The sequence below is a fragment of the Parasedimentitalea maritima genome, from assembly GCF_005771405.1.
Classification (GTDB): Bacteria; Pseudomonadota; Alphaproteobacteria; order Rhodobacterales; family Rhodobacteraceae; genus Parasedimentitalea; species Parasedimentitalea maritima.
On record NZ_VAUA01000003.1, the window covers coordinates 348,559 to 373,764 of the forward strand.

The 25,206-nt window shown below is 56.5% G+C and carries 24 protein-coding genes; 10 read left to right on the forward strand and 14 right to left on the reverse strand.

The annotated features are described in order from the left end of the window. Position 1 precedes the first annotated feature (1 nt). The gene (locus FEE96_RS23440; RefSeq protein WP_167740282.1) at positions 2-151 is read left to right on the forward strand and encodes a hypothetical protein; all 150 of its coding nucleotides are present in this window, start codon (positions 2-4) and stop codon (positions 149-151) included. Positions 152-377: 226 nt separating this feature from the next. On the opposite strand, the gene FEE96_RS08000 is transcribed toward FEE96_RS23440, so the two are convergent. From FEE96_RS08000 to FEE96_RS08020, 5 genes are all read right to left on the reverse strand, one after another. After that, positions 378-1,592 carry a DUF1501 domain-containing protein gene (locus FEE96_RS08000; protein ID WP_138162492.1) on the reverse strand — a complete coding sequence of 405 codons (1,215 nt, stop codon included), beginning with the start codon at positions 1,590-1,592 and terminating at the stop codon, positions 378-380. A gap of 13 nt (positions 1,593-1,605) precedes the next feature. Further along, positions 1,606-2,991: a DUF1800 domain-containing protein gene (locus tag FEE96_RS08005; protein WP_138162493.1), complete on the reverse strand. Its 1,386-nt coding sequence runs from the start codon at positions 2,989-2,991 to the stop codon at positions 1,606-1,608. Between the two features lie 184 nt (positions 2,992-3,175). Further along, positions 3,176-5,029, reverse strand: coding sequence for an aspartate--tRNA ligase (gene aspS / locus FEE96_RS08010; RefSeq protein ID WP_138162494.1), 1,854 nt, complete (start codon positions 5,027-5,029; stop codon positions 3,176-3,178). A gap of 82 nt (positions 5,030-5,111) precedes the next feature. Continuing rightward, positions 5,112-5,783 carry an aminotransferase class IV family protein gene (locus FEE96_RS08015; RefSeq protein ID WP_138162495.1) on the reverse strand — a complete coding sequence of 224 codons (672 nt, stop codon included), beginning with the start codon at positions 5,781-5,783 and terminating at the stop codon, positions 5,112-5,114. Further along, positions 5,738-6,862, reverse strand: a complete 1,125-nt coding sequence (locus FEE96_RS08020) for an aminodeoxychorismate synthase component I (protein WP_138162496.1) — start codon at positions 6,860-6,862, stop codon at positions 5,738-5,740. Before FEE96_RS08020 ends, FEE96_RS08015 begins: the two co-directional genes overlap by 46 nt. Positions 6,863-7,046: 184 nt before the next feature. Here FEE96_RS08020 and carB point away from each other — a divergent pair, with 184 nt between their 5' ends. After that, entirely contained in the window at positions 7,047-10,406 is a 3,360-nt protein-coding gene (carB, locus tag FEE96_RS08025) for a carbamoyl-phosphate synthase large subunit (protein ID WP_138162497.1), read from the forward strand. A 1,020-nt stretch (positions 10,407-11,426) separates the two neighbouring features. Continuing rightward, the gene (locus tag FEE96_RS08030; RefSeq protein WP_138162498.1) at positions 11,427-12,551 is read left to right on the forward strand and encodes a beta-ketoacyl-ACP synthase III; all 1,125 of its coding nucleotides are present in this window, start codon (positions 11,427-11,429) and stop codon (positions 12,549-12,551) included. A gap of 217 nt (positions 12,552-12,768) precedes the next feature. Here FEE96_RS08030 and FEE96_RS08035 read toward each other — a convergent pair whose 3' ends face one another. After that, on the reverse strand, positions 12,769-13,446 hold the full coding sequence (locus tag FEE96_RS08035) for an alpha/beta fold hydrolase (protein ID WP_138162499.1): 678 nt from the start codon (positions 13,444-13,446) through the stop codon (positions 12,769-12,771). Positions 13,447-13,723: 277 nt separating this feature from the next. Next, positions 13,724-14,182 carry a hypothetical protein gene (locus FEE96_RS08040; RefSeq protein WP_138162500.1) on the reverse strand — a complete coding sequence of 153 codons (459 nt, stop codon included), beginning with the start codon at positions 14,180-14,182 and terminating at the stop codon, positions 13,724-13,726. Between the two features lie 380 nt (positions 14,183-14,562). On the opposite strand from FEE96_RS08040, the gene FEE96_RS08045 reads away from it, so the two are divergent. After that, positions 14,563-15,165 (forward strand): thymidine kinase, encoded by a 603-nt coding sequence (locus FEE96_RS08045; protein WP_138162501.1) that lies wholly within the window; start codon positions 14,563-14,565, stop codon positions 15,163-15,165. Between the two features lie 41 nt (positions 15,166-15,206). Here FEE96_RS08045 and FEE96_RS08050 read toward each other — a convergent pair whose 3' ends face one another. From FEE96_RS08050 to FEE96_RS08070, 5 genes are all read right to left on the reverse strand, one after another. Continuing rightward, positions 15,207-16,157 carry a 2-hydroxyacid dehydrogenase gene (locus tag FEE96_RS08050; RefSeq protein ID WP_138162502.1) on the reverse strand — a complete coding sequence of 317 codons (951 nt, stop codon included), beginning with the start codon at positions 16,155-16,157 and terminating at the stop codon, positions 15,207-15,209. Beyond that, complete coding sequence (locus FEE96_RS08055) at positions 16,157-16,495, reverse strand: tRNA-binding protein (protein ID WP_138162503.1); 339 nt, start codon at positions 16,493-16,495, stop codon at positions 16,157-16,159. Before FEE96_RS08055 ends, FEE96_RS08050 begins: the two co-directional genes overlap by 1 nt. Next, positions 16,488-17,303 (reverse strand): pyrroline-5-carboxylate reductase, encoded by an 816-nt coding sequence (proC, locus tag FEE96_RS08060; RefSeq protein WP_138162504.1) that lies wholly within the window; start codon positions 17,301-17,303, stop codon positions 16,488-16,490. The genes FEE96_RS08055 and proC overlap by 8 nt, the downstream gene beginning before the upstream one ends. A gap of 39 nt (positions 17,304-17,342) precedes the next feature. Then, the gene (locus FEE96_RS08065; RefSeq protein WP_138162505.1) at positions 17,343-17,843 is read right to left on the reverse strand and encodes a type III secretion system chaperone family protein; all 501 of its coding nucleotides are present in this window, start codon (positions 17,841-17,843) and stop codon (positions 17,343-17,345) included. A 339-nt stretch (positions 17,844-18,182) separates the two neighbouring features. Then, positions 18,183-18,428 (reverse strand): accessory factor UbiK family protein, encoded by a 246-nt coding sequence (locus tag FEE96_RS08070; protein ID WP_138162617.1) that lies wholly within the window; start codon positions 18,426-18,428, stop codon positions 18,183-18,185. Between the two features lie 97 nt (positions 18,429-18,525). Here FEE96_RS08070 and lgt point away from each other — a divergent pair, with 97 nt between their 5' ends. The 5 genes from lgt to FEE96_RS08090 all read left to right on the forward strand — a co-directional run bounded on the left by lgt (position 18,526) and on the right by FEE96_RS08090 (position 22,793). Next, positions 18,526-19,425, forward strand: coding sequence for a prolipoprotein diacylglyceryl transferase (lgt, locus tag FEE96_RS08075; RefSeq protein WP_138162506.1), 900 nt, complete (start codon positions 18,526-18,528; stop codon positions 19,423-19,425). Further along, a complete protein-coding gene (locus tag FEE96_RS08080; RefSeq protein WP_138162507.1) occupies positions 19,422-20,489 on the forward strand; it encodes a class I SAM-dependent methyltransferase in 1,068 nt (355 codons plus the stop codon). The genes lgt and FEE96_RS08080 overlap by 4 nt, the downstream gene beginning before the upstream one ends. Next, positions 20,486-21,241, forward strand: a complete 756-nt coding sequence (gene pgeF, locus FEE96_RS08085) for a peptidoglycan editing factor PgeF (RefSeq protein WP_138162508.1) — start codon at positions 20,486-20,488, stop codon at positions 21,239-21,241. The genes FEE96_RS08080 and pgeF overlap by 4 nt, the downstream gene beginning before the upstream one ends. 275 nt (positions 21,242-21,516) lie before the next feature. Continuing rightward, positions 21,517-21,684 carry a hypothetical protein gene (locus FEE96_RS23450; RefSeq protein ID WP_171021651.1) on the forward strand — a complete coding sequence of 56 codons (168 nt, stop codon included), beginning with the start codon at positions 21,517-21,519 and terminating at the stop codon, positions 21,682-21,684. Between the two features lie 326 nt (positions 21,685-22,010). After that, on the forward strand, positions 22,011-22,793 hold the full coding sequence (locus FEE96_RS08090) for a Hint domain-containing protein (RefSeq protein ID WP_138162509.1): 783 nt from the start codon (positions 22,011-22,013) through the stop codon (positions 22,791-22,793). 111 nt (positions 22,794-22,904) lie between these two features. Here FEE96_RS08090 and FEE96_RS08095 read toward each other — a convergent pair whose 3' ends face one another. Together FEE96_RS08095 and FEE96_RS08100 are read right to left on the reverse strand one after the other, a co-directional pair. Continuing rightward, positions 22,905-23,387, reverse strand: a complete 483-nt coding sequence (locus FEE96_RS08095; protein ID WP_171021658.1) for a DUF2269 family protein — start codon at positions 23,385-23,387, stop codon at positions 22,905-22,907. Continuing rightward, positions 23,387-24,706: an SDR family oxidoreductase gene (locus FEE96_RS08100; RefSeq protein ID WP_138162511.1), complete on the reverse strand. Its 1,320-nt coding sequence runs from the start codon at positions 24,704-24,706 to the stop codon at positions 23,387-23,389. The genes FEE96_RS08095 and FEE96_RS08100 overlap by 1 nt, the downstream gene beginning before the upstream one ends. Before the next feature lie 47 nt (positions 24,707-24,753). On the opposite strand from FEE96_RS08100, the gene FEE96_RS08105 reads away from it, so the two are divergent. After that, on the forward strand, positions 24,754-25,182 hold the full coding sequence (locus tag FEE96_RS08105) for a group III truncated hemoglobin (protein ID WP_138162512.1): 429 nt from the start codon (positions 24,754-24,756) through the stop codon (positions 25,180-25,182). Positions 25,183-25,206: the final 24 nt, after the last annotated feature.

Consider the following 25,206-nt stretch of genomic DNA (forward strand, 5'->3'; position numbering starts at 1 on the left):
TATGCTGGAGGCTGTTCTGATCACAGGTGTTACCCTGGTCATTGTGTTATATGGTCAGGCCCGGCATGCGGCGCGCGAAATCCGCCGCAATCGGACCAACAGCTATCAGTACAGATCCGAATCTCTGCTCATTTTGTCGCAGGACAGCTAGCATATACGTCGCATGACTGTTGCTTGACAGATCTCAGCCGAACCGCCCTGCTCACGCATGTTTTGGTGGTCAAAGTTCCAGTTGAGTAAAGCGCCGTTTGATGGGTTCAGTAGGATCTGGACCTGAGATGCCAGATCGCAGATCTAAGGCTCTCTGTTACGGGGTCGAACATTTATAGATCCTTCAGTTAGGGATCTTTGGGAAGGAAGCTGTCAAATTTGGCTGCTTACAAGAGAAGCCCCGGATCTTCGCCCATTTCCAGCCCAGGAAACACCACCTGTTCCAGCGTTTCCCGGCCAACCCCAATCAAACCCTGCAAGACCCAGGCCGCCTGCCCGCGCACATCGGCGGTCGGCATAAGGTCCCGGCGGTCAAATAGATCGGCCTCTGCCAATCCGGGCCAGCGGCCGTGGACCTTACCGCCGCGAATGGCGCCCCCAGCCAGTAACATCGCCCCCCCCGTGCCATGGTCGGTACCCCCGGTCCCATTTTCGCGCACAGTGCGACCAAATTCAGTCATCGCCAGAACCGCTGTCTTGTTCCACACTGTCGGACCAACGCCGTCTCGCAGCGTCAGGATACAATCCGACAACCGGCCAAACCCCGCCTTGAGCCCAGCAACCTGTCGTGAGTGCGTATCCCATCCGTTAATCGAGAACGCCGCAACCCGGGTCTCGTTGCGAAGTCTTTCAGCTGCATATTCGGCTATCTTCTGATGGGCTTTGCCGCGACTGGGCACTGGCATGGTCATCTCCATCATGGAACTGTCATCACCTTCAGGATCCTGCTGCGCCCCCCCCCCCTGAGACAGGGTCAGGGCTTCAGCCAAAGCCGAATGGAACAACGGATCACCCTGCATCATTTGCTCTGCCAGTAATTGTGCCTGAGGACTGAGAATGAGCGCCGCATCTGGGCCCCACTCCGAAACCGGTGCCCCACCGTGCAGCAACTTCATCTCACCCTGACCGATGGCAAATGCGGTCCGGTTCTCTACCCCTCCCATGTGCTGCAGCATTCGGTTCAACCAGCCATCAGGCACCTGCCCTATGCCCATGCTGCCGGCCTCCAGTAAATCCTGACCATCGAAATGGCTGCGCCTGTTTCGATATGGCGTGGAAACCGCATGAACAAACCCCAATTCACCTGCTCTCCAAAGCGGCATCAACCGAGACAGTTCAGAATGCAAAGAAAAGAACCCATCCAGATCCAAGCCCCCCTTCAGGGGCCCGCCGGCCAGTTTAACTCGCAGCCCCGCATAATCAGGATCACCATAGGGCTGCACCATATCCAAAGCATCTAGTCCACCGCGCAGAATGATCACCACCAGTCGCGTATCCCAAGGGGCAGCAGCAAAACTAACCGGCGTCAGCAACGGGCTCGCGGCGGCAGAACAACCGATAGCAGCAGAACGGGTCAAAAAATGGCGTCGGGTCAGGGTCATGACACGCCTCCTGTTAACGACGCTGAAATGCGGGTGAGGACAAGACCAGCCCGATCGCTTCAGAATGGGTTTCTGCTGCACCCGCAGCAAACAGGACCGGACCGGTGGCAAAGGGGCCAAGACTGGTCATGGCAAACGTTTCAGGTATCGGCAAACGATCGACAAGGCGCTGCGGCGCCAACATGGCCCAGCGGATTCGGGCCGCCAAACTCTGAGGCGTTATCCAAGCGTCATCCTCTTCCGGCCAGCCATCCGGACCCAGCGGATGCTCCCACTTCTGCCCCATCATGGTCATCGGTTTGATCAGTTTCCTGACGACATTTTGTGGAGATGTCCCTTGCAACTTTTCCGGGTACACCGCCAAAGCCCGGCAGGCGCTGGCAACAAAATCCAAAGGTGGTTTTACATTGCGCAACTCTGGCACCCAGGCAGCCGGGTGCTCCAACAGCGCTGCATAGACCTGCCCCAAATCGCCTCCGGTATCGCGAAACCGGGCTGCAACATGGTCGACCAATTCAGGATCTGGGGTGTCCTCTACAAAATGCACCACCAGTTTGCGGGCGACATGGTCAGCCGTTGCAGGGTGCACAGCAAGGTCCTGCAACACGGCATAAATTTGGGTCAACCGGGCTGGGTCCCCCCCATATTGCTTTCCCAGAATTGTTTCATATCCCGGTTCGGCCATATCAGGACGGAACAAAAACCCCTTTTTGAGATTGCTACTCAGCCCTGTGAAAAGTTCAGCCAGTTGACGGACATCCTGCTGACTGTACGGTCCGTCAACCCCAAGCGTGTGCAGTTCCAGTACCTCGCGGGCCAGGTTTTCGTTCAATCCCTTTGGCTTACGCGTGCGATGCGCGGCGCGGCTACCAGGGCCAACAGATCGGTTTTGGTCCAAATAACTCAACATCAATGGATGGGTGACAGCCGAAATTAACAATTCTGCAAAACGACCTGTCAAATGTGGTCTGATAGCTGTTTCCACATAGGGCGCATTCATCTGGCGACGCAAACCGCCTTTGCCAAGTGCCGTAAAATGGTCGGCCCAGAACAACGCCAATCGTTCACGGAAGCCATCATTCGTTTGACTGTGACGCAGAATGACTTGGCTAAACCAGCGCGTCCAGGTGGCGCGCTCATACTTTCGCATCGCCTTGTACGTCTTGTTCAATGCCTCATAAGCATCAGTCCCCTGCGCTTTTCTACGCTTACGTCGCAATGCGTTGAGTTCAGACAAATACGGCAACAGGCTGTCGGAACTATCGATTGGGTGTGCAACGGCCATGTGATCTGGTCCAGCTAGATGCTGCAATATTTCTTCGGCAGAGTTTTTCGCGGGAAGAATGGGTGACAATCCACATCCAAAGCGGATCTCTGCCAACTCTGGTGTAAATGCCATGATCTTCCCCCCAGACAATTTTCGCACCTCTGACCCGGCTGGTCGCTTCAAAGTGGATCTTCCCAGATTACACGTGCCTCAACTGAAATTCTGTCGCTTTTTCGACAGCAGGCTTCTTCTCGCTCACAAAAAAGGCCCGGGAATTTCCCGGGCCTTTGAATTTTAGTTCTAACTGTGTCGCAAGTTACTGATCCTGTGGGATCACCCGCAGCCCCAGCTCCATCAGCTGATCCGAGGTCGGATCGCTTGGGGCGTTCATCATCAGGTCTTCGGCGCGCTGGTTCATTGGGAACATCACCACTTCGCGGATGTTGGCCTCGTCGGCCAGCAGCATCACGATACGGTCTACACCAGCGGCGCAACCGCCGTGGGGCGGGGCGCCGTATTGGAATGCGTTGACCATACCGCCAAAGCGTTTTTCAACTTCGTCTTTGCCGTAACCCGCAATTTCAAACGCCTTGAACATGATCTCCGGACGGTGGTTCCGGATCGCACCCGACACCAGCTCGTAGCCGTTACAAGCCAGATCGTACTGATAACCCAGCACTTTGAGCGGATCGCCCATCAGCGCGTCCATGCCACCCTGCGGCATCGAGAACGGGTTGTGTTCGAAATCGATTTTACCGGTTTCTTCGTCCGCCTCGTAGATTGGGAAATCGACGATCCAGGCAAAGGCAAAACGATCTTTGTCGGTCAGGCCCAACTCATCACCAATCACGGCACGCGCACGGCCTGCGACGGGTTCAAACACCTTAGGCTTACCACCTAGGAAGAAGGCCGCATCGCCGACGTCCAGACCCAGCTGCTGACGAATGGCTTCGGTGCGCTCGGGGCCGATATTCTTGGCCAGCGGACCTGCGGCCTCGTTGCCCAAGGTAATCTCGCCGGATTTAACCAGCGCGTTCACTTCTTTGACGGTGATGCCACGTTCCTGAGCGATCGAATCCGGAGACTGCTTGCGCCAGAAGATATAACCCATACCCGGCAGGCCTTCACCCTGGGCAAATTTGTTCATCCGGTCACAGAACTTGCGGCTGCCGCCCTTGGGGGCTGGGATGGCGCGGATTTCGGTGCCCTCATTCTCCAGCAGGCTGGCAAAGATAGCAAAACCAGAACCACGGAAGTGATCTGAGACCACCTGCATCTTGATCGGGTTGCGCAAGTCAGGCTTGTCCGAGCCATACCACAGTGCGGCATCTTTGTAGGAAATCTGCGGCCAGACATCGTCAACCTTACGACCTCCGCCGAACTCTTCGAACACGCCCTGCAGAACCGGCTGGATCGTGTCGAACACATCCTGCTGCTCGACAAAGGACATTTCGAGGTCGAGCTGGTAGAAATCAGTAGGCGAGCGATCGGCGCGTGGATCTTCGTCGCGGAAACAGGGTGCGATCTGGAAATACTTGTCGAACCCGGCAACCATCATCAGCTGTTTGAACTGCTGGGGCGCCTGTGGCAGGGCGTAGAATTTGCCCGGATGCTGACGCGAAGGGACCAGAAAGTCACGTGCGCCTTCGGGGGAAGATGCGGTGATGATCGGTGTTTGATACTCGCGGAAGTCTTTTTCCCACATACGCTTGCGCATCGAGGTCACAACGTCCGAACGCAGCTTCATGTTGGTCTGCATCGCCTCGCGGCGCAGATCCAGATAGCGGTACTTCAGACGGGTCTCTTCTGGGTATTCCTGATCGCCAAAGACCATCAGTGGCAGCTCTTCGGACTGGCCCAAAACTTCGATATCACGAATGAAAACTTCGATTTCGCCGGTTGGGATCGCCTTGTTGATCAGGCTTTCGTCGCGGGCCAGAACATTGCCTTCGATCTTGATGCACCACTCAGAGCGCACCTTTTCCAGCTCGGCAAACACCGGGCTGTCCGGGTCGGCCATGACCTGCGTGATGCCGTAGTGATCGCGCAGATCGATGAACAACAAGCCGCCGTGATCGCGGACACGATGGACCCAGCCAGACAGGCGAACAGTCTCGCCAACATTGGCGGCAGTCAGGGCGGCGCAGGTATGGCTGCGATAGGCGTGCATGGTTTGACCTTTCGTCACTCGGTATCGGCGCATCAAAGCGCGGAATTCGTCCGGGCCGATACACAGGGTTGCGGCCCGGTTGTCAAGCAAACTGGGTGAAATGACTGCATTCTGGTGCCCAAATGGCCTGCGTTGCCCCGCGCAGCGCGTTGACCAGTTCGATACGGCGTGCGCCCTTTAGGTCTGACAGTGTCAGGACTGCCTCGCGCAACAGCCCCAGTTCCAACTGATTTTGCCGGTAGACACCGGGCAAACACCCCGAACTAAGCGGTGGCGTAAGGTGGTCCCCGTCCGGTGTGACGATTAAAACGTTGGTGATTGTCCCTTCGCACACCTCGTCACGTTCATTCAGAAAAACCGCTTCGTTCACGCCCTTGGGCAGCGCGGCCCTTGCCCGGTCAAATTGGTCTCGCAGAGTTGTTTTGTGACGCAACAAAGCAGTTTCGGAATCGAGCCGTTCCTGGGCAATTACAAATCGCATCAGATCCGTCGGGGCGGGCATCGGGGCGGTTTCCAGGCCCAGATCCCCTGCCCGGCCAAGGGTCAGCCTGCAGCGCAACGGCACATTCGCAGAGAGACCATTCAGCCGCTGCAACACGGCATCCAGATCAATTTCAAAGCCCAGCGCCGCGGCCGAGGCCTGCAACCGCTGCACATGCAGGGATGCGCGCGCGACACGCTGGCCAGGTACAAAACCAAAGGTTTCGATCAGGCGAAAGTCTTGGTCAGAGGTTGGGCAAATCTGGTCTTCCATATGGCTTCCTCATATTCGGATTCAGCTGTGCTATCCCAGACCACTCCACCGCCGACATTCAGCACCGCCTTGTGATCTTCAACCAGCAACGTACGGATCGCGACGTTAAAGCAAGACCGCCCATCAGGTGCAGCCCAACCGATAGAACCGCAATAGATGTCTCTCGGCCAGGGCTCCAGCCCGCGCAGGACCTCCATCGCACGGATTTTCGGCGCACCGGTGATAGAACCACAGGGGAATAGCGCTCGAAAAATGTCACCCAGCCCAGCATCGTCGTTCAACTGGGCGCGCACAGTCGAAACCATCTGATGGACAGTGGCATAGCTTTCGACGGCAAACAGTTCCGGCACATGCACAGTGCCGATTTTTGCCACGCGACTGATGTCATTGCGCAGCAGATCTACGATCATCAGGTTTTCAGCACGGTTCTTTTCATCACGTTGCAGAAATTCACGAAGGGCAGCATCTTCTACCGGATCGTCACTGCGCGGCTGGGTGCCCTTCATGGGACGAGTTTCGATCACACCATTTGCATCTGTTCGGAAAAACAGTTCCGGCGAGCGTGAGAGCAGATCTGGCAGATTGGCCTGTTCGACCAGCGCGCCGTGCCCCACGGGCTGCAACTCAGCCAGCGTGGTATAAAGATCGCGGCTGTTCCCCTGCAAATCGGCATCCAACGGGAAGGTCAGGTTGGCCTGATATATGTCGCCAGCCCCGATATCTTGATTGACCTGTGCAAAGGCCGAAGTATAGCGATCAAAATCCCAACGAGGGGCTAGATTGCGAAGCCCCAGCTTGCCCGGTGACGTCTGCACCTGTGCGACCGGGGTCTCATACACGCCGAAACAGATCAAGGGCAGCCGTCGGTTGGTCGGCATCAGGGGCGTTAGTTTGGGTTCCAGCGCATAACCAAGCTCGTAGGAGGCATAACCTGCCACCCAACACCCATCCGCACGTACCGCATCCAGCGCATCCAGCGCAGCAGGCACCGCACCGATGTCATCCGCTCGAATGATCCATCCCGGGTCAGCAAACACTGTCCCTGCCCCCAACGGCCCTTGATCAAAACTGATACGCACTTAGTTCCATCCCATTGGCTGTAACCACGCTACATATATGTTCGCATAACGCACGAATAGGGTAATTGCGGCAATTTAGAACCTATTTCCGATGCCCCTTGCACCTTTCTTCGCGGGGCCTATAACCCATGACAATTTGGCGCTTGGGGGCGCCACGACTCGCGCACATCAAAGGAACATGGCCATGCCAAAAAGAACCGACATCCAATCGATTATGATCATTGGTGCGGGGCCCATTGTTATTGGCCAAGCCTGCGAATTTGACTACTCGGGTGCACAGGCCTGTAAGGCGCTGCGCGAAGAGGGTTACCGGGTCATTCTGGTCAACTCAAACCCCGCCACAATCATGACAGACCCCGGTCTGGCAGACGCCACCTACATCGAACCAATCACTCCTGAAGTGGTCGCCAAGATCATCGAGAAAGAGCGCCCCGACGCACTGCTGCCAACCATGGGCGGACAGACCGGATTGAACACTTCGCTGGCGCTGGAAGAGATGGGCGTGCTGGAGAAATTTGACGTCGAGATGATCGGTGCTACCCGCGATGCCATTGAAATGGCAGAAGATCGCAAGCTGTTCCGCGAAGCGATGGATCGTCTGGGCATCGAAAACCCGCGCGCGACAATCGTCACCGCCCCCAAACTGGAAGACGGCAAAGCTGACCTGGATGAGGGTGTGCGCATTGCCCTCGAGTCGCTGGAAGACATCGGCCTGCCAACCATCATCCGCCCTGCATTCACCATGGGCGGAACCGGCGGCGGTGTTGCCTATAACCGCGACGACTATGTCCACTTTTGCCGTACCGGCATGGACGCCTCTCCAGTGAACCAGATCCTGGTCGACGAGAGCCTGCTGGGCTGGAAAGAATTTGAGATGGAGGTGGTGCGCGACAAGGCCGACAACGCCATCATCGTCTGCGCCATCGAGAACATCGATCCGATGGGTGTTCACACCGGTGATTCGATCACAGTTGCCCCGGCGCTGACCTTGACCGACAAAGAATACCAGATCATGCGGACCCATTCGGTCAATGTTCTGCGTGAAATCGGCGTGGAAACTGGCGGGTCAAACGTTCAGTGGGCGGTAAACCCTGCCGACGGCCGAATGGTTGTGATTGAAATGAACCCACGGGTCAGCCGTTCTTCTGCGCTGGCGTCCAAGGCGACCGGTTTCCCGATTGCCAAGATCGCTGCAAAACTGGCTGTCGGATATACTCTGGACGAGCTGGACAATGACATCACCAAGGTCACCCCGGCGTCGTTCGAACCAAGCATCGACTATGTCGTCACTAAGATCCCCAAGTTCGCGTTTGAGAAATTCCCCGGCTCCAAACCCTACCTGACCACTGCGATGAAGTCGGTTGGTGAAACGATGGCAATCGGCCGCACCATCCACGAAAGCCTGCAAAAGGCACTGGCGTCGATGGAATCTGACCTGACTGGATTTGACGAAGTCGACATTCCGGGTGTGTCTGTTGGGCTGTGGGAAGATGCCAGCGCTGACAAAGCCGCCGTGATCAAGGCGATCGGCATGCAAACCCCAGACCGCATGCGTACCATTGCCCAGGCGATGCGCCACGGGTTGTCAGATGATGAAATCCACGGCGTCACCATGTTTGACCCTTGGTTCCTGGCCCGTATCCGCGAGATCATCGAGGCAGAGGCCGAAGTGCGCGCCAATGGGTTGCCCACTGACGAGCGCGGCATTCGTAATCTGAAGATGCTCGGCTTTACCGATGCGCGTCTGGCCAATCTGACTGAAGCCGCCGAAACCGACGTGCGCAAAGCCCGCCGTGCCTTGGGTGTTACTGCCGTATTCAAACGCATCGACACCTGTGCGGCTGAGTTCGAAGCACAGACCCCGTACATGTATTCCACCTACGAGGCCCCAATGATGGGCGAGGCGGAATGTGAGGCACGCCCAAGTGACCGCAAGAAAGTGGTCATTCTAGGTGGTGGTCCAAACCGGATCGGCCAGGGTATCGAATTTGACTACTGCTGCTGTCACGCCTGTTACGCACTGACTGACGCGGGCTATGAAACCATCATGGTCAACTGCAACCCGGAAACCGTATCGACCGACTATGACACCTCGGACCGGTTGTATTTTGAGCCGCTGACGTTTGAACACGTGATGGAAATCCTCGAAACCGAAAAGCAAAACGGTACCCTGCACGGTGTGATCGTTCAGTTTGGCGGTCAGACACCGTTGAAGCTGGCAAACGCACTAGAGGCCGAAGGCATTCCAATCCTTGGCACCACCCCGGATGCGATTGACCTGGCCGAAGACCGCGAGCGGTTCCAGGCGCTGGTCAATGAGTTGGGCCTAAAGCAGCCAACCAATGGCATTGCCTCAACCGACGCGCAGGCGCTGGAAATTGCTGGCGAAATCGGCTTCCCACTGGTGATCCGCCCGTCTTATGTGCTGGGTGGCCGCGCGATGGAAATCGTGCGCGACATGGCCCAGCTCGAACGCTACATCGCCGAGGCGGTGGTGGTGTCCGGCGACAGCCCTGTTCTGCTCGACAGCTACCTGTCCGGCGCGGTGGAACTGGACGTAGATGCCATCTGTGACGGCAAAGACGTGCATGTTGCTGGCATCATGCAGCACATCGAAGAGGCTGGCGTGCACTCGGGCGATAGCGCCTGTTCACTTCCGCCTTATTCACTGTCGGACGAAATCCTGACAGAAATCAAAGAACAAACCTACGCTTTGGCCAAAGGGCTGAACGTTGTTGGCCTGATGAACATCCAGTTCGCCATCAAAGACGGCGTGATCTACCTGATCGAGGTCAACCCACGCGCCAGCCGCACCGTGCCGTTTGTCGCCAAGGCCACAGATAGCGCCATCGCGTCAATCGCGGCGCGTGTCATGGCCGGTGAGCCGCTCAGCAACTTCCCGATGCGCGAGCCATATAAGGCTGACGCCAAATATGACGACGTGTTGCCACTGGGCGATCCGATGACACTGGCCGATCCCAACATGCCGTGGTTCTCGGTGAAAGAGGCGGTACTGCCCTTCGCTCGCTTCCCCGGCGTTGACACCATCCTGGGGCCAGAAATGCGCTCTACCGGTGAAGTCATGGGCTGGGACCGCGACTTCCCACGCGCCTTCCTCAAGGCGCAAATGGGCGCTGGAATGGTGCTGCCGTCCTCCGGTCAGGCCTTTGTGTCGATCAAGGATGCTGACAAGGGTGCCCTGATGCTAGAGGCGGCGCAGGTTCTGGTCGAACAGGGCTTTACCCTGCTTGCCACCCGCGGCACCCAAAGCTGGCTGAGCGGCCACGGCGTTGCCTGTGAGCTGGTCAACAAGGTCTACGAGGGCCGCCCCCACGTGGTGGACCTGCTGAAAGACGGCCATGTGCAACTGCTGATGAACACCACCGAAGGCGCGCAGGCGGTTGAGGACAGCAAAGACATGCGGTCCGTCGCCCTGTACGACAAGATCCCTTACTTCACCACCGCCGCCGGCTCTAATGCAGCCGCTCTGGCAATCAAGGCCCAGGCTGAGGGTGAGGTTGAGGTAAAATCGCTTCAGGGGTAAACAAACACCCCAATTGAAAAATAAAGAAACCCCGGCCCATGTGGCCGGGGTTGTCATTGTCAACGGGCATTCTAGGCAAGTTTTCAAAGCTCGACTCCAGCATCGGACTTCATGCCTTCACTTACGCCACTTCCAAGCCCGGGGTGGGAGTCTCGACAAGTCTAAGTCATCGCGAAAAAGCTCAAGCAACTCACCGTAAGCCGGTTCAACGAAAGCCTTGAATGCAACGTTTCCTTCTACAAACCTATAGATCCCCTCAAATGCGAGCAGCCACTCGCCAACGCCATAAAATCGGCGGCTATTGGCGGTAAACTGGCCAGTCTCTTCACATTGTTCCAAAACCAGCTTCAGAGAGGCAATGACGTTCTTTTCCGATCTACTGTTCATCATGGTTCCAAGTAAGCTCGCCTGCCTCTACAATTTCAGCGCCCATTTGCTCTACAAATCCGTCTCTGACGGTTCGCTTCCATTTTTGTACTCTTGGTGACGGGTCGTTCGGATTTACATCGTCAGCCAACAAAACCCATTCAGCAAACTGAGCTGCGGTTACAGGCCCACTACTTGGCGTGAAGTGATTGACGTGCAGCCTTTTTCCATTTTTGACACATCCACAGAACCCATGTTTGATGCAAACAAAGTCCAACAACGCGTCATAGCGATTTTTTGGCATAGGTGATCGGTACGCAATGGCTACCGTTTGGCACATACTTGTGCATTAGTGTGACGATGCCGAACACTTCACCCATGCAAGATAATTGTCAATGTTAGAGTTCCTGAACGTGAGCTCCTCCAACCTCGCCGTACACCTTCGCTCTCAATATGCCACCTACCCGGCACCGCCGGGCTGCGCCTGACCTTCCCCACGGGAAGGCGCATACACGCCTCCCCAAGGTCAGCCGCTGCCCTAACTACAGAGCAAACCTGTAGCCTTCCCCAGCGGAACCCGCCTGCTGACCTTGACCTCCCCCTACTAAAATGACCAAATCGCAGGCACTTTTGAAAAAGCCAGAGCGCCACGCCATGTATACTCCTGCCATCACCGGCACCGGGGTTTTCACCCCCTCTCAGATCATCACAAACGCCGAACTGGTGAAAGCCTTCAACGCCTATGCCGATAAGACGAACACCCAGAATGCTGGGGCGATCGAGGCGGGTAAGATGGAACCACTGGCGCATTCGTCTGAGGAGTTCATTCTCAAGGCATCGGGCATTGAACAGCGTTACGTCATGGACAAGTCAGGCGTGTTAGATCCCGATGTCATGCATCCAAAGCTGCGCCAGCGTGAAGATGACGAGCCGTCAATCATGGCTGAAATGGCGCTGGATGCGGCGAAGAAGGCACTGGAACAGGCTGGACGCTCGGCGGCGGATGTGGATCTGGTGATCTGTGCCGCATCGAACCTGGAACGGGCCTATCCCGCTGTGGCAATCGAAATTCAGCAGCTCTTGGGTTGTCCCGGCTTTGCCTTTGATATGAATGTCGCCTGTTCCTCGGCCACCTTTGGCATTCAGGCTGCGGCGGATATGGTGCGCTCGGGCTCGGTGCGCGCGGCACTGGTGGTCAACCCCGAGATCTGTTCAGGGCACTTGGAGTGGCGCGACCGGGACTGCCATTTTATCTTTGGCGACGTTGCCACTGCGACCCTGATTGAACGCAAAGAAGACGCAACTGGCGCTCATTTTGAAATCCTGTCGACCCGCTGTGCCACCCAGTTTTCGAACAACATTCGCAACAACAACGGCTACTTGCGCCGCTCGCGTCCAGATGGGGTCAAGGATCGCCGCGACATGCAGTTCATGCAAAACGGCCGCAAGGTGTTCAAAGAAGTGCTGCCGATGGTGAGCAAGCACATTGCAGACCACATGGCCGACAACGAGATTGCCAACACCGATCTGAAACGTCTGTGGCTACATCAGGCCAACAAGGCGATGAATGATTTCATTGGCAAAAAGGTATTAGGTCGCACCCCGAAAGATGGTGAACAGCCCAATATCCTGCAGGACTATGCCAATACTTCCTCGGCCGGCTCGATCATCGCCTTCTCGCAGAATTCCAATGATTTGAGTGTCGGCGATTTAGGACTGATCTGTTCGTTTGGTGCCGGCTATTCTGTTGGGTCGGTGATCCTGCGTCGTAACGCCTAAAACCTCCGGTGAAATTGCCAATAGTAGAAACCGCGTAGCCCAAGTCTTGGTTTTGTGACCTTTTGCCAGAGTAACAATCAGTGGAAAATACTTTGGCTTGTGACTATTCGTTGGTTTGGTTTCTCGAGCGTCAATGCTCGACCCTTGCCAAAACTTCTAACGGTCCACAGCAAACCACTGATCAGTGTCCATACTGACTGATTTTGAGCAAAAAGGCTCAACTGAAACGAGCTGCAAAATCCGAAATTTGCTTGGCGGACTGAAGAAAACTCGCCTGCAACAGAAAGTGCGGCCCCTCAATCGCGACGACAGTGTCGGGAGAGACTTGGAAATCATGCGACATTTTTGCAGGTACTAGTCGATCATGAGTTGCCTGAAGATAGATGAAGGGGGTATCCAAGCGGCCAAGCTTCTCAACCACATCCACCTTAAGAACCTCTCTCAGTCGTCCCGCAATTGTCGATGTTGGAACGAGGTTCATCGCTTGCCTAAACTTCGCTGTAAAAATCGTTTTTGACCACTTTCCCATCAGGATCGGCTGAGCCAACCATGTCAGTAGTCGAGACTTAACTGGCATGTATTCGATCGCATAAGTTAGGAATGAGGGCAAATTTCGTGGTGCTTTCACAAACGTCGCGACAAATACCACGCCTCTTAAACTGGCAATTCTCTTTGAGGCAAGCATGACTGCGAGTGGCCCCGAAAAGAATTCCGCAACAATGATGAAGTCACCCTTGGGTAGACGTTCCTCAACCCATGTTTGGAGGTCTTCATATCTGCATAAGTTAGTGGGGTACTGAAGAGATACAACAACGTGCTTTGGTGCCAGTAGTTCTTCTATCTCTGACAAGAGTATCCCAGTTCCATCTAAGCCTGGCAAAATAACAATTTTCATTCGAACCTAATAGCTCCGCTCACGCTAGGTCGCCAATTATTATCGAACATTAGCTTTGTCCGCTATGCAGCCCTTGACGCATTCTGCAGCGAAGGCCTGCTCCTCGCCCCTTCTTTTTTTCAAAGAAACTTGGCCCCGCCGAAGGCAGAGGAGCCAACAAAAATACGGCATCTATTTTCAAATTGCCTCCCACAACTTGGAATGCATCATCCAATCGTGGGTGGTTTTCTTATCGGTACTGAAAAGTGCTAGCGTGGGTAAAACGGTCTAAGAAAATTCAGCCGCTTTCTTCTTCCAGATGCAGCTTCATGTCGATCAGGACGTGTTGCAAATTTACAGTCTCGCGCAACAGGCGCTTGGCTTCGTTGACGGTGATAATGCCGTCCTCCATCGCCGATTGATACTCGCTCATCAGCATGGCGAATCGTTGGCTCAGCGCGATGACATCCGCGTTCACCCCACCACTGCTGGGCGAGTTGGGCTTGCGGTCATCATAGGACAAAGAGATCTTTTTCAGATCCGCCAATGCCGATGTCACATGCGGATAAGAAGAGGATTCTTCCAGCTTGGCAACTGCATCCACAGGCATGAAACGATCAGCATGTTCGGCGTTATCAGAGTAATACCGGCCCAACGTAGCCTTGGATTTACCGGTGATCTGGCAAGCCGCTTCGATGCCGACATCCTTAACCAGGGCCTCGGTATGTTTCTTCAGATAAGTGCCAATTTCCGCCATACATTTGTTCCCGGCTTGCGGTCCGGCGCCCCAAGGGGAACCGCCCGATCTTTTTCCCATTATGGTCTTCTATGCTAAATGCGATACCTTTGCTATCCCTCAGGTTTTCAGGGATTTTTAAAGAGTGCAATGGTGGAATTTAACCATCTAGGTACCCAACAGGGACAGGGAGTGAGTGAGTTACCTGATCCTGGGTCGTTTTTGCGACCCAATAGCGCTGTCTGTTTTGTCTTGTTCCGTCCATCCCCAGGGTTGTTCCACCCGGTTTGGGTAAGCAAACAGACAGCGCTATATTTTAGCGCGCGTTGCCTTGGGCATAATTTTCAATTGCACCCGAATTTGTGGTTCCCCCCCCTGCAGCCAGCGGTTACATCAGCAGCATGGCAAAACTATACTTCAATTACTCCACCATGAACGCGGGCAAGTCGACGGTTCTATTGCAGGCCTCGCACAATTACCGCGAAAACAACATGGACACCTATCTGCTGACCGCTCAGATTGATGATCGGGCAGGCAGCGGACGTATCGCTTCTCGCATCGGTATCACCGCAGAGGCTGATATGTTTGCCCATGAAGACGATCTTTTTGCCATGGTCGATACCCGCCTGAAACAGGGCAAGCTGGCCTGTGTTTTTGTTGACGAAGCCCAATTCCTCACCAATGCTCAGGTCTGGCAATTGGCCCGTGTTGTCGATGACCTGAAGTTACCGGTATTGTGCTATGGGTTGCGGGTCGACTTTCAGGGGCAGTTGTTCCCCGGATCGGCTGCACTGCTGGCGCTGGCAGACGAAATGCGCGAAGTCCGCACTATTTGCCCCTGCGGGCGCAAGGCCACTATGGTGATCCGCCAGGATGACAACGGACATGCCATCACAGAGGGGGCCCAGGTGCAAATTGGCGGCAACGAAACCTATGTCTCGCTGTGTCGCCGCCACTGGCGCGAGGCCGTCGGTGATCTCGCCGCTGAAAACGCGAAACAGTAACCCAGCCCAAAGCCATTCTTAGACCGGCTAAGCACCTAAGTTCAGACTGGATTTGGCAACGCCTGCCCGGCGACAAAGGCCGCTACGTTGTCCAAAGCCATATGGCCCATATTGCTACGCACTTCTTCAGTCGCGGTGCCCAGATGCGGGAGCAGAGTAACGTTATCCAAATCCATCAGCGCCTGCGGCACCTTGGGTTCAAACTCATAGACATCCAAACCAGCACCGGCGATCTGCCCCGTCTGTAGCGCTGCAATCAACGCTGTTTCATCCACCACTTCGCCCCGGGCTATATTGATCAGATGCGACGAATGCTTCATGGCTGCCAGTATACCGGCGTCAATCAGGTGATGGGTCTCAGCCCCACCTGGCACAGCCACCACCAGCACATCCACTTCAGCCGCCATCTTTGTTAAATCGCCCGCATGGTGGGCCTCAAAATCCAGCTGCTTGGCGCTGCGGGCGATATAGCTCACCTGCATACCAAACCCAAAATGACAGCGCCGGGCGATGGCCTGGCCAATGCGCCCCATACCAACAACACCCACATGCTTGCCGCTCAGGTGCAGCCCTAACATCTGGGTGGGGTGCCAGCCCTGCCATTGACCCGAGCGCACCAAACGCTCGCCCTCGCCGGCGCGACGGGCCGACATCAGCATCAGGGTCATCGCAATATCAGCGGTGGCATCCGTTACAGCGCCGGGGGTGTTGGTTACCTCGACACCGGCAGCCATCGCAGCCCCCACATCGATGTGATTATACCCAACTCCAAAGTTGGCCAGTAGCTTACAGCGGGGCTCAGGAACCTGAGAAAACACCCCGGCGTCGAACGCATCCCCCAGGGTGGGCACGACAACATCAAACTCTGCCAAGGCACGCAGCATTTCAGCCCTCGACATCACCGACGTATTGGTGCGGATCTCGACATCAAATTCTGACCGTGCGCGGGCTTCCACCTCTGCCGTCATTGGCCGTGCTATCAAGACCCGCATCAGTGCATCCTACCGCCCAATGGCACAGCGCCATCAGGACCAATCAGACGAATTTCACCGCTCTCGTCTGGCAATCCCAGCACCAGAACCTCTGACATGAACTTGCCGATCTGGCGGGGTGGAAAATTCACCACGGCCATGACCTGCTTCCCCACAAGTGTCTCGGGCTGATAATGCGCGGTGATCTGGGCCGAGGTCTTTTTCTCGCCAATGTCGCCACCAAAATCGATCCACAGCTTAATCGCAGGTTTGCGCGCCTCGGGGTAGGGCTCGGCACGGATGACCTCGCCAACCCGCACGTCGACTTTCAGAAAATCATCAAACGTAATTTCAGTCACGAGAAAGCTCCTTGGATCGGTTGGTTGCGGCGCCAACAGCGGATTTTAGAAGTGTCGGAAACCCAGATTCTTTGTCCATCAACACCTCAAGCGCGGCTTGGGTCGTTCCATTTGGGCTGGTGACGTTCACGCGCAGTTGGCTGGGGCTATCCTCGGATGCCTCAGCAAGGGCGCCTGCCCCGGCAACGGTGGCCTTGGCCAATTGCATGGCCAATTCCGCCGGCAGCCCCTGGGTCTCGCCTGCTGCTGCCATGGTTTCTATCAAATGAAACACATAGGCCGGACCAGAACCGCTCACGCCGGTTACCGCATCCATCTGCGTTTCACTGTCCAACCGCACCACCTGCCCAACTGCTGACAATAACAATTCTGCGCTGTCCAGATCTGCAGCACTTGCACGGGCATTGCCAACAATTGCAGTGATGCCACGGCTGATCGCGGCGGGTGTGTTGGGCATAGCCCGCACCAACGGTGTATTTGCGCCCAGAATATCTTCGTAGGTGGCAATTGATGTGCCCGCGGCCACCGAGATAAACAGCGTGTCGCCGCCTCCCAGCAGTTGCAGATTGGGCAGTGCTGCCCCCATCATCTGCGGCTTAACGGCAATCAACACAATTGCCGGAGATTCTGGCAGGGGCTGATTAATGTGAATACCGGACCCTTGCAGCCAGTCAGACGGGTACGGGTCAATGACGGAAACGGAGGCCGCAGGCAGTCCACCTTCCAGCCAACCTGCCAGCATCGCTGACCCCATCTTACCGCAGCCTAGTAAAACCAGCCCCCGCGCTGCAATATCTGCCATATCCATCTGCTCGCCCTTCCCTGCGTCGTCTTTCAGAGAAGAGTGTTACGCGCGGCCATAGGCCTCTGCAATGGCCACCTGCATTGCTTCTTCAGGGGAACGATCCCCCCAAACCATCAGTTGGATGGCCGGGTAGTATCGTTCGGCGCTGCTCACGGCGGTGTTGATCAAGGCGTCTATCTGACCTGAACCGGCCACCTGCCCCCCGGTCAGTACCAGCCCATAGCGATAGACCATCAGTTTTTGCTCTGGCCAATAGGTAAAGGCGCCGGCCCAACACTGGTCGTTCATCCGGTTGATCAGTTCGTACAGCTTGGGCACCTTGCCTTCAGGCGGCTCCATTTCAAAGCTGCACACCATACGCAGGGTTTCGTCATAGCCTGACCATGCCAGGGTCAGCGAGTAAGTGCGCCATTGCGCCTCAACCGCCATGGCGATCTGATCGTCGCCAATGCGGTCAAATTCCCAATCACGGTCAGCCGCAATATGTTCGACGATGTCGATTGGATGAATTTCGTCTTCCAGAGGATGCTCGGAAAGGGTCATGGTGCCACCTCACTTTATCTCTAGCTATGCGGGTCCAAAGGTCCACAGTTGCTAGCTGATTGCACAATTGACCGGGGTTATTCCCCGTATCCATACTAGATATGGTGGAGTTCAAGGCGCACTCTGGCAACCCTTATTTTGGGGATAACTGCAATAAGTTGTGGATGAATGGCATATCACCGCAAGATACAGGCCATTCTATATCGGGACCATCAGGCAGGTCTCAGCACCTCAGCTTGTCCAATGTCATTTGGATTGTGACCCCATCCAACACGGGATCACCCATTTCTTAGCCCAGACCAGTGTCCAACGTTGCACCGGTTCGCATAGGCGGGGCGTTCAGTCTTTGTTGGCTTCAAGCGCCGCCAAGCGAGCATTCAGGGCTTCATTTTCTTCGCGCGCCTTTTGGGCCATCGCACGGACAGCGTCGAACTCTTCGCGGGTCACAAGGTCGCGATCTGCCAACCAGCGGTCCATCAGGCTCTTCATCGCAGTTTCTGCTTCATCCTTAGCGCCTTGGGCCACGCCCATAGCGTTCGTCATAAGCTGTGAAATATCGTCCATGATCTTATTTCGGCTCTGCATCATCTTCTCCATGTCTGGCTTTCTCCCTATATGGGCAAGCAATTGGTCAACGGCAAGACGTTGACTTTGCATCAACAGCACAGGCATTCAGTTCCACATGCAGGCAATGATCCAATTCCCCGACCTTTCGCCCGAGATTTTCTCGATTTCCATTGGAGGCATGGAGTTCGCCCTGCGCTGGTACGCACTGGCCTATATCACAGGCATTGTCATAGCCTGGAGGCTGGCCGTAGCGGCCCTAAAGCGCCCTGCCCTATGGCCGAACCAAACCCCACCGATGCGTCCCGAGCAAGTCGAAGATCTGCTGACCTGGATCATTCTTGGCGTCATTCTGGGTGGTCGACTTGGCTTTGTGTTGTTTTATCAACCCAGCTATTACCTATCCAACCCCACACAGATCCTGAAAGTTTGGGAGGGTGGCATGGCCTTCCATGGCGGTTTGATCGGGGTGGTTGTGGCCAGCTGGCTGTATGCGGCGCGTCACAACATCGACAAGTTGGCCATGGCTGATCTCGTGGCCCATACAGTTGCCGGTGGGTTGCTGTTGGGGCGGCTGTCAAATTTCGTCAACGCTGAACTTTGGGGGCGCGCGACCACCCTGCCCTGGGGCGTCGCCTTTCCGGGCCACGCTGCACAGGATTGCAGCCAAGCCGTCGGAGAGCTCTGCGCCCGTCACCCTTCACAATTGTATGAAGCCCTGCTCGAGGGATTGGTGCTCGGCGCCGTCTTGTTGTGGCTGGTCTATCGGCGCGGCGCATTTCAAAAGCCGGGCTTGGTGCTTGGCACATTTCTAGCTGGCTACGGTGCAGCGCGTTTCATAGTTGAATTTGTTCGCCAGCCAGACGCGCATTTCATCTCACCCGGAAACCCGCTGGGGCTAGCCTGGCAGATCGACGGGTTTGGCATCACCCAGGGGCAGATGCTGTCCCTGCCGATGATCATTCTGGGGCTGTATTTCGTTCAGCGCGCCCGCACCAAAACCGAGAGCCTGGCATGAGCCTGCGCGACCACCTGATTGCGCGCATTGACGCGGATGGGCCAATGTCAGTGGCCGATTATATGAATGAATGCCTGCTGAACCCGAAATACGGCTATTACACCACCCGTGATCCACTGGGCGCAGCGGGCGATTTTATCACTGCACCCGAAATCAGCCAGATGTTTGGCGAACTGCTGGGCCTGTCACTGGCACAAAGCTGGCTGGATCAGGGATCTCCAGCGCCGTTCACCCTCGCCGAACTTGGCCCCGGCCGCGGCACACTGATGGCAGATCTGTTGCGCGCCACCAAATCGGTTCCCGGCTTTCACGCTGCCGCGCAGATTGTGCTGGTCGAGGCCTCGCCCACATTGCAGGCAGCCCAACAACAGGCGCTGGCCGGGTATACCGTCCAGTGGGAGGACACCGTATCATCACTTGCAGACACGCCCCTATGGTTGGTGGCCAATGAATTCTTTGATGCGCTTCCTATCCGCCAGTTCTTGCGTGACGGGGATGGATGGCGCGAAAAGCGGGTCGGGCTGCAACAGGGACAACTTGCCTTTGGCCTAGGCCCCTCGACCCCGCAACCCGCACTGGATCATCGCCAGCATGACACCCAAGATGGCGATCTGGTCGAAATTTGTGAAGCCGCTGCCCCGATACTGGCCACTGTTGCCCAGCGCATTTCTACGCACGGGGGCGCAGCACTGATTGTCGACTACGGTGACTGGCGCGCATTAGGGGATACCTTACAGGCCTTGCGCAGCCATAAGTCCACCGACACCCTCGATGATCCCGGACAGGCGGACCTGACGGCGCATGTGGATTTTGAAGCCCTAGCCCAGGTGGCCCAGACCGCAGGCTGTGCCTATAGTCGCGTGACACCACAGGGCGTATTTCTGGAGCGCCTTGGCATCACCACCCGCGCCCAGACTTTGGCGAAGCAGCTAAACGGTCCAGCATTGGACAACCTCATTGCCGCACATCAGAGGTTGACGCACCCGGAAGAAATGGGAAACCTGTTCAAGGTGCTGGGTCTTTACCCAGACCAGACCACGCCTCCACCGGGATTAAACGCATGACGCTGGAAATTCTCACTTCTGAATTGCTCACCCCCATTCGGCATGGCTTTTTTACCCGCCATGGCGGGGCCTCATCCGGCATCTTCCAAGGGCTCAACTGCGGCACCGGATCATCGGACCAAAGCGAAGCCGTTCGGATGAACCGCACCCGTGTGGCCGAGGCAATGCAAGTTGACCTGCAGTCTCTGGCCGGGGTGCATCAGGTCCACTCCCCGGATGTGGTGACTGTCACCAAACCTAGTGATGAGCGCCCCAAAGGCGACGCCATGGTGACCAATGTGCCAGGCATCGCATTGTCCATCCTAACCGCCGATTGCCAGCCTGTGTTGTTTGCAGACCCACAGGCTGGTGTAATTGGCGCGGCCCATGCGGGCTGGCGCGGGGCGCTGGACGGCGTACTGGAAGCCACGCTAGAGGCCATGGAGGCGCTGGGCGCCAACCGTAACGATACCGTAGCAGTCATTGGGCCGGCCATCTCGCAGCGCGCTTATGAGGTCGGGCCGGATTTCTTTGACGATTTCATGATGCAGGACCCCGACAACGCCCGCTTTTTTGCCAATGGCGAGGGAGGTAGATATATGTTCGACCTACCCGGGCTGGGCCTGCAAAAGTTACGTCAAGCTGGCATCGGGACTGCAGAATGGATCCGCCACTGCACCTACAGCGACCCAGATCGGTTCTATTCTTACCGGCGCACGACCCACGCCAAAGAAGCTGACTACGGTCGATTGATCTCTTGCATCCGACTATAAGTCAGCGAACCAGAACAATTGCGGCGAAATCGTAGAACTGTTGCCACAATTTCTATGTGTCACTGCTCAGAAACAACTGCGCTTCTCAGCCACGTTTCGAAATACGTATTTTCTTCTGATATTTAGACGTTCTCCTGTCCCCTTTGCATGCACGTAAATCAATTGGGCGAAATTAAATCAAATTCCCCCGAACAGCCATATTGCCGGCGCATTGGACCTCCATAACTAAGCCATCACAGCAAAGGGTACCGATCTTGCCCGGCAGGAGGAAAACAATGACGGCCAAAACCCGCTTTTTGAACTCGATAGTCACCAGTGCCAAAACCCAGGATATCATCATGCCCTGGACACGCGGCTCTGCCCGTCGCGCTTCGATTGCCCGGCGCCGAAATGCACAGAACAACACTCAGGCCACGGAGGCTCCAACCGCCAAGCGCGCCTGAACACCCGCCCTTACCCCAGCGCCATTTGCGCCGGGGCCCCGCTTCGACAGCTGCCCATCGCGGAGCGGGACCTGGGGTCTGCCTCAAACCCACGGCGGACCCCGCACTCATTATTTTTTAGGACATTGTGGCAATACTGTTGGCGGAACTGGAAACAGTCTGCACGGCCTGCAAACATTGGATGCGGGTTAACTATAATCGCCTTGATTTTTTGACAATTAGAAGCAAATGCCCCCATTATTGCCACCATATAGACAATCATCATGTGTTTTTGGGTTATCGGTGGGGGCCGATCCAGTGACGCGAATGAGAGAGGTCCTTCTGCCATGACCATCCCCCACTCGCTGCAACGTGCAGCGAACAACTCAGTCGAAACTGCAGCCATTCTGCAGGATCCTGCAGCTCTGCGCGCTGCCAACCGGCCGCAGCTGCGTCGGTATGAGGTCGCCAGCTTACTACCCAACGGCAACGTTGCTGAAACCCGTCACATCGCCCCTGCCTTGCCCCTATTTGAATCCGCTTTTTGTGCCTTTACACGCGGCTCTTTGGTGACAACCGAAACCGGCCCAATTGCAGTCGAAGATCTGCTGCCGGGTGATCGCATCATCACCCATGGCGGCGGCGCCAAAACATTGATGTGGAAGGGCTGCACCAGCCTGATCCCCGGACGCCCCGATAATCGTGGCCGCAGCCACAAATTGACCAGCTTCATGGGCGACTGTTTTGGCATGCAGAAGCCGATGTCCTGCGTCATGGCCGGACCTGCAGCGCGCCTGCTGCGCACGCCGCCACACCTGCGCACCCCTTCCAGTGATGCGCCACTCCTGACCTCAGTCGAAGAATTTCATGACGGCATGAACATTGTTGAAACTGCACCTCCAACGCCAGTGGAAATGTTCCATCTCTGCCTTGACGGGCATTCCGTCATCAACATCGGCGGCCTCGACTTCGAAACCTACCACCCAGGGCCCAAGGCCCTCCACCTGATCAGCCATGCAATGCGGTCACTATTTTTGAACATGTTCAGCCATATTGAACAACCATCCGATTTTGGTCCATTGGCCTATGCCCGCTCGGGCGAGGCTCAGATTGACCCGCTCTCCAGCTAGCCCGTCAGAACAGCTTCATCTAGCCAAAAGTATCCCAGGGTGAATTGGCCGATAGGCCAAGAGGGGCAGCGCCCCTAACCCCGCTCATGCTCCACCCCAGGTCCTCCACGATTAATACCCCAGTGCCAAATCCGGGCGCGCCAGCATCAGCCACAAGATGACCAACACCGCCACAAAAGCCGGGATGCCACAGGCAAACCAAATTGCAAACAGGCGGAAATATTCGGCTGGCAAAGGAATCTGTGCTTGCTCCGCCTGCCGCGCCAGACCGCGCAGGCGGATCTGGATCCAGACCACCGGCAACCAGAACAGCCCAACCAACACGTACAGCATCAGTGACAGCAACAACCAGCCCTCGTTCCAGTCCCACCCCAACCGCCAGGCCAGCACTGCTCCGGTCACGGGTTGCACCACTACAGCACTGGTGGTGAACACCAAATCCGCGAACACAACAACACCGGCGGTATGGGCAATGATTGCCGGTTGCCGGCTGCGATGTGCCATCAACATGAAAAAGGCAATGCCCGCACCGGTCCCAAGCAACACGCAGGCGCCGATGACATGCAGCCAGCGCAGGATCAGATCCAACTCTATCAACGCGACTGCACCAACTGATGTGTGATCAGGGCCAGCACCAGTGTCGGCAGCACCTTGACCAGTGGCCCCAGTGGATCTGCCCATAGGGATGGCACAAACACCGTGGACGCCGTCAAATAGAACACCGACACCGCTGCCATTGCCAGACAGGCTGACGCCGCCCAGCGACGCCACAGAATGGCCGCGCCCAGCGACAGATCAACCAGCGACCATAGCGCAACCGAGGACACCGCGGCCCATTGTGGCCAACCAACATCCGTCAAGACCGCAGCTGCACTGCCAATTTGCCAAAGGCCAACCAGTCCGGACAACAGCCAGAACAAGGACAATACCGCCACCGAAAGTGGCATCATCAGGGCCATACGCGCTGCCAAACGTTGCTCTTGCCCGGCGCTCAGTCCTGCATAGATCTGCCCCAACGGTTGCAAAACCTGCCCGGTGGCCCGGCGATAGGGCAGCGGATCACCACTAATTCCCTGTTCCAAAACCTGCAAAGCAGTCGACCGCAGTGGGGCCCGCCATCCAAGCCGCCCCAGTTGATCCGCCACTCGCCCTACCAATTTCGCGAGCCAAGTCGGAACTGGCAAAGTGACCCGCGCCGGGGCAAAACCCAACCAATTGCGGGTTTCAGCCACCACCTCTTTCAGGGTCTGCGCGTTGTCCTCAACCAGATCATATTCCCCCGGGGGAAGGTCACCAACAACGGCGGCCTCGACCACCTGCGCCAGATCAGCCAGTGCCACCGACTGCACCGGCGCCTGCCCCAACGCCAGGGGCTGCACCCAAGGAATAGCCGCCAACATCCGCAACAGCCCGGTTCCCCCATAGGCCCCCTGCCCGATCACCAGTCCCGGTCGTAAGATCCAGACTTTGGCGCCTGACTGGATCAGCTCTGCATCACCGCGCCCTTTGCTGCGCAGAAATTCGGTCGCAGCAGTCTTCGCCGCCCCCACCGCCGAGACCTGCACCACGCCAACCCCTAACTGCTCAGCCGCCTGTGCCATGGCTGCAACCGCACTGTGATGGACGGCAGACAGATCATCGTCCGGGCTGTCCTGCAACACACCGGCACAATTCACCACTGTGTCAAACCCAACCAACAGGTCCTGCCAATCACTGACGGCCTGCAAGTGGCGTAAATCGGCCCGGACGAAGTCAACCCCCGGCAACACCCGCGCAGCCAGTTGATCATCGCGCCCTGCGGCGCAAACCTCGCATCCGCTGCTGCGCAATGCCCGAACAACAGAGGTGCCAATAAACCCATAGCCCCCCAGCACCAGGACCCGCGCGGCGGTTTGTCTCTTTTCCTTGGTCATGCCGATCCCTATCTATGGCCAAACAAATATCACATACAGGCCTGCCCATGCCCGAAACCACTTTGGACAACCCACTGAAACGATTTGACATCACCGCGAGTGAAATCGACCGCGTGGTGACGGTGTTCTACGCACATATTCGCCGTCATCCGGATCTGGGCCCTGTATTTGGTGCCCATCTAGAGGACGCTGACTGGCCCGAGCATGAAGACAAAATCGCCCGGTTCTGGCGTAATGCGATCCTGCGCGAGAAGAGCTACAATGGCAATCCAATGCGGGTACATCTCTCGCGCCCGGATGTAAAAGCAGAGCATTTTCCACTGTGGCTGGGGCTATTCCATCAGGTTTTGAAGGCAGAACTGCCAGAGCCAACCGCCAGCAGTTGGGGCGTTCTGGCTGACCGCATTGGCGAGGGGTTTCGCGCCGGAATTGTCTCTATGCGCCAACCAAAAGATGAGCCCCCAAAACTGTTCTAGCAGTGAAGCTCAAAGTTTAGGCAG

Coding starts and splice junctions, on each gene's coding strand:
- FEE96_RS08100 (WP_138162511.1), bottom strand. CDS start 24,706: ATGACCAAGGAAAAGAGACAAACCGCCGCGCGGGTCCTGGTGCTGGGG.
- FEE96_RS08045 (WP_138162501.1), top strand. CDS start 14,563: ATGGCAAAACTATACTTCAATTACTCCACCATGAACGCGGGCAAGTCG.
- FEE96_RS08050 (WP_138162502.1), bottom strand. CDS start 16,157: ATGCGGGTCTTGATAGCACGGCCAATGACGGCAGAGGTGGAAGCCCGC.
- proC (WP_138162504.1), bottom strand. CDS start 17,303: ATGGATATGGCAGATATTGCAGCGCGGGGGCTGGTTTTACTAGGCTGC.
- FEE96_RS08015 (WP_138162495.1), bottom strand. CDS start 5,783: ATGGAAGACCAGATTTGCCCAACCTCTGACCAAGACTTTCGCCTGATC.
- FEE96_RS08035 (WP_138162499.1), bottom strand. CDS start 13,446: ATGAAAATTGTTATTTTGCCAGGCTTAGATGGAACTGGGATACTCTTG.
- FEE96_RS23440 (WP_167740282.1), top strand. CDS start 2: ATGCTGGAGGCTGTTCTGATCACAGGTGTTACCCTGGTCATTGTGTTA.
- FEE96_RS08070 (WP_138162617.1), bottom strand. CDS start 18,428: ATGCAGAGCCGAAATAAGATCATGGACGATATTTCACAGCTTATGACG.
- FEE96_RS08005 (WP_138162493.1), bottom strand. CDS start 2,991: ATGGCATTTACACCAGAGTTGGCAGAGATCCGCTTTGGATGTGGATTG.
- FEE96_RS08030 (WP_138162498.1), top strand. CDS start 11,427: ATGTATACTCCTGCCATCACCGGCACCGGGGTTTTCACCCCCTCTCAG.
- FEE96_RS08065 (WP_138162505.1), bottom strand. CDS start 17,843: ATGACCCTTTCCGAGCATCCTCTGGAAGACGAAATTCATCCAATCGAC.
- pgeF (WP_138162508.1), top strand. CDS start 20,486: ATGACGCTGGAAATTCTCACTTCTGAATTGCTCACCCCCATTCGGCAT.
- FEE96_RS08080 (WP_138162507.1), top strand. CDS start 19,422: ATGAGCCTGCGCGACCACCTGATTGCGCGCATTGACGCGGATGGGCCA.
- FEE96_RS23450 (WP_171021651.1), top strand. CDS start 21,517: ATGACGGCCAAAACCCGCTTTTTGAACTCGATAGTCACCAGTGCCAAA.
- FEE96_RS08105 (WP_138162512.1), top strand. CDS start 24,754: ATGCCCGAAACCACTTTGGACAACCCACTGAAACGATTTGACATCACC.
- carB (WP_138162497.1), top strand. CDS start 7,047: ATGCCAAAAAGAACCGACATCCAATCGATTATGATCATTGGTGCGGGG.
- lgt (WP_138162506.1), top strand. CDS start 18,526: ATGCAGGCAATGATCCAATTCCCCGACCTTTCGCCCGAGATTTTCTCG.
- FEE96_RS08000 (WP_138162492.1), bottom strand. CDS start 1,592: ATGACCCTGACCCGACGCCATTTTTTGACCCGTTCTGCTGCTATCGGT.
- FEE96_RS08040 (WP_138162500.1), bottom strand. CDS start 14,182: ATGGCGGAAATTGGCACTTATCTGAAGAAACATACCGAGGCCCTGGTT.
- aspS (WP_138162494.1), bottom strand. CDS start 5,029: ATGCACGCCTATCGCAGCCATACCTGCGCCGCCCTGACTGCCGCCAAT.
- FEE96_RS08090 (WP_138162509.1), top strand. CDS start 22,011: ATGACCATCCCCCACTCGCTGCAACGTGCAGCGAACAACTCAGTCGAA.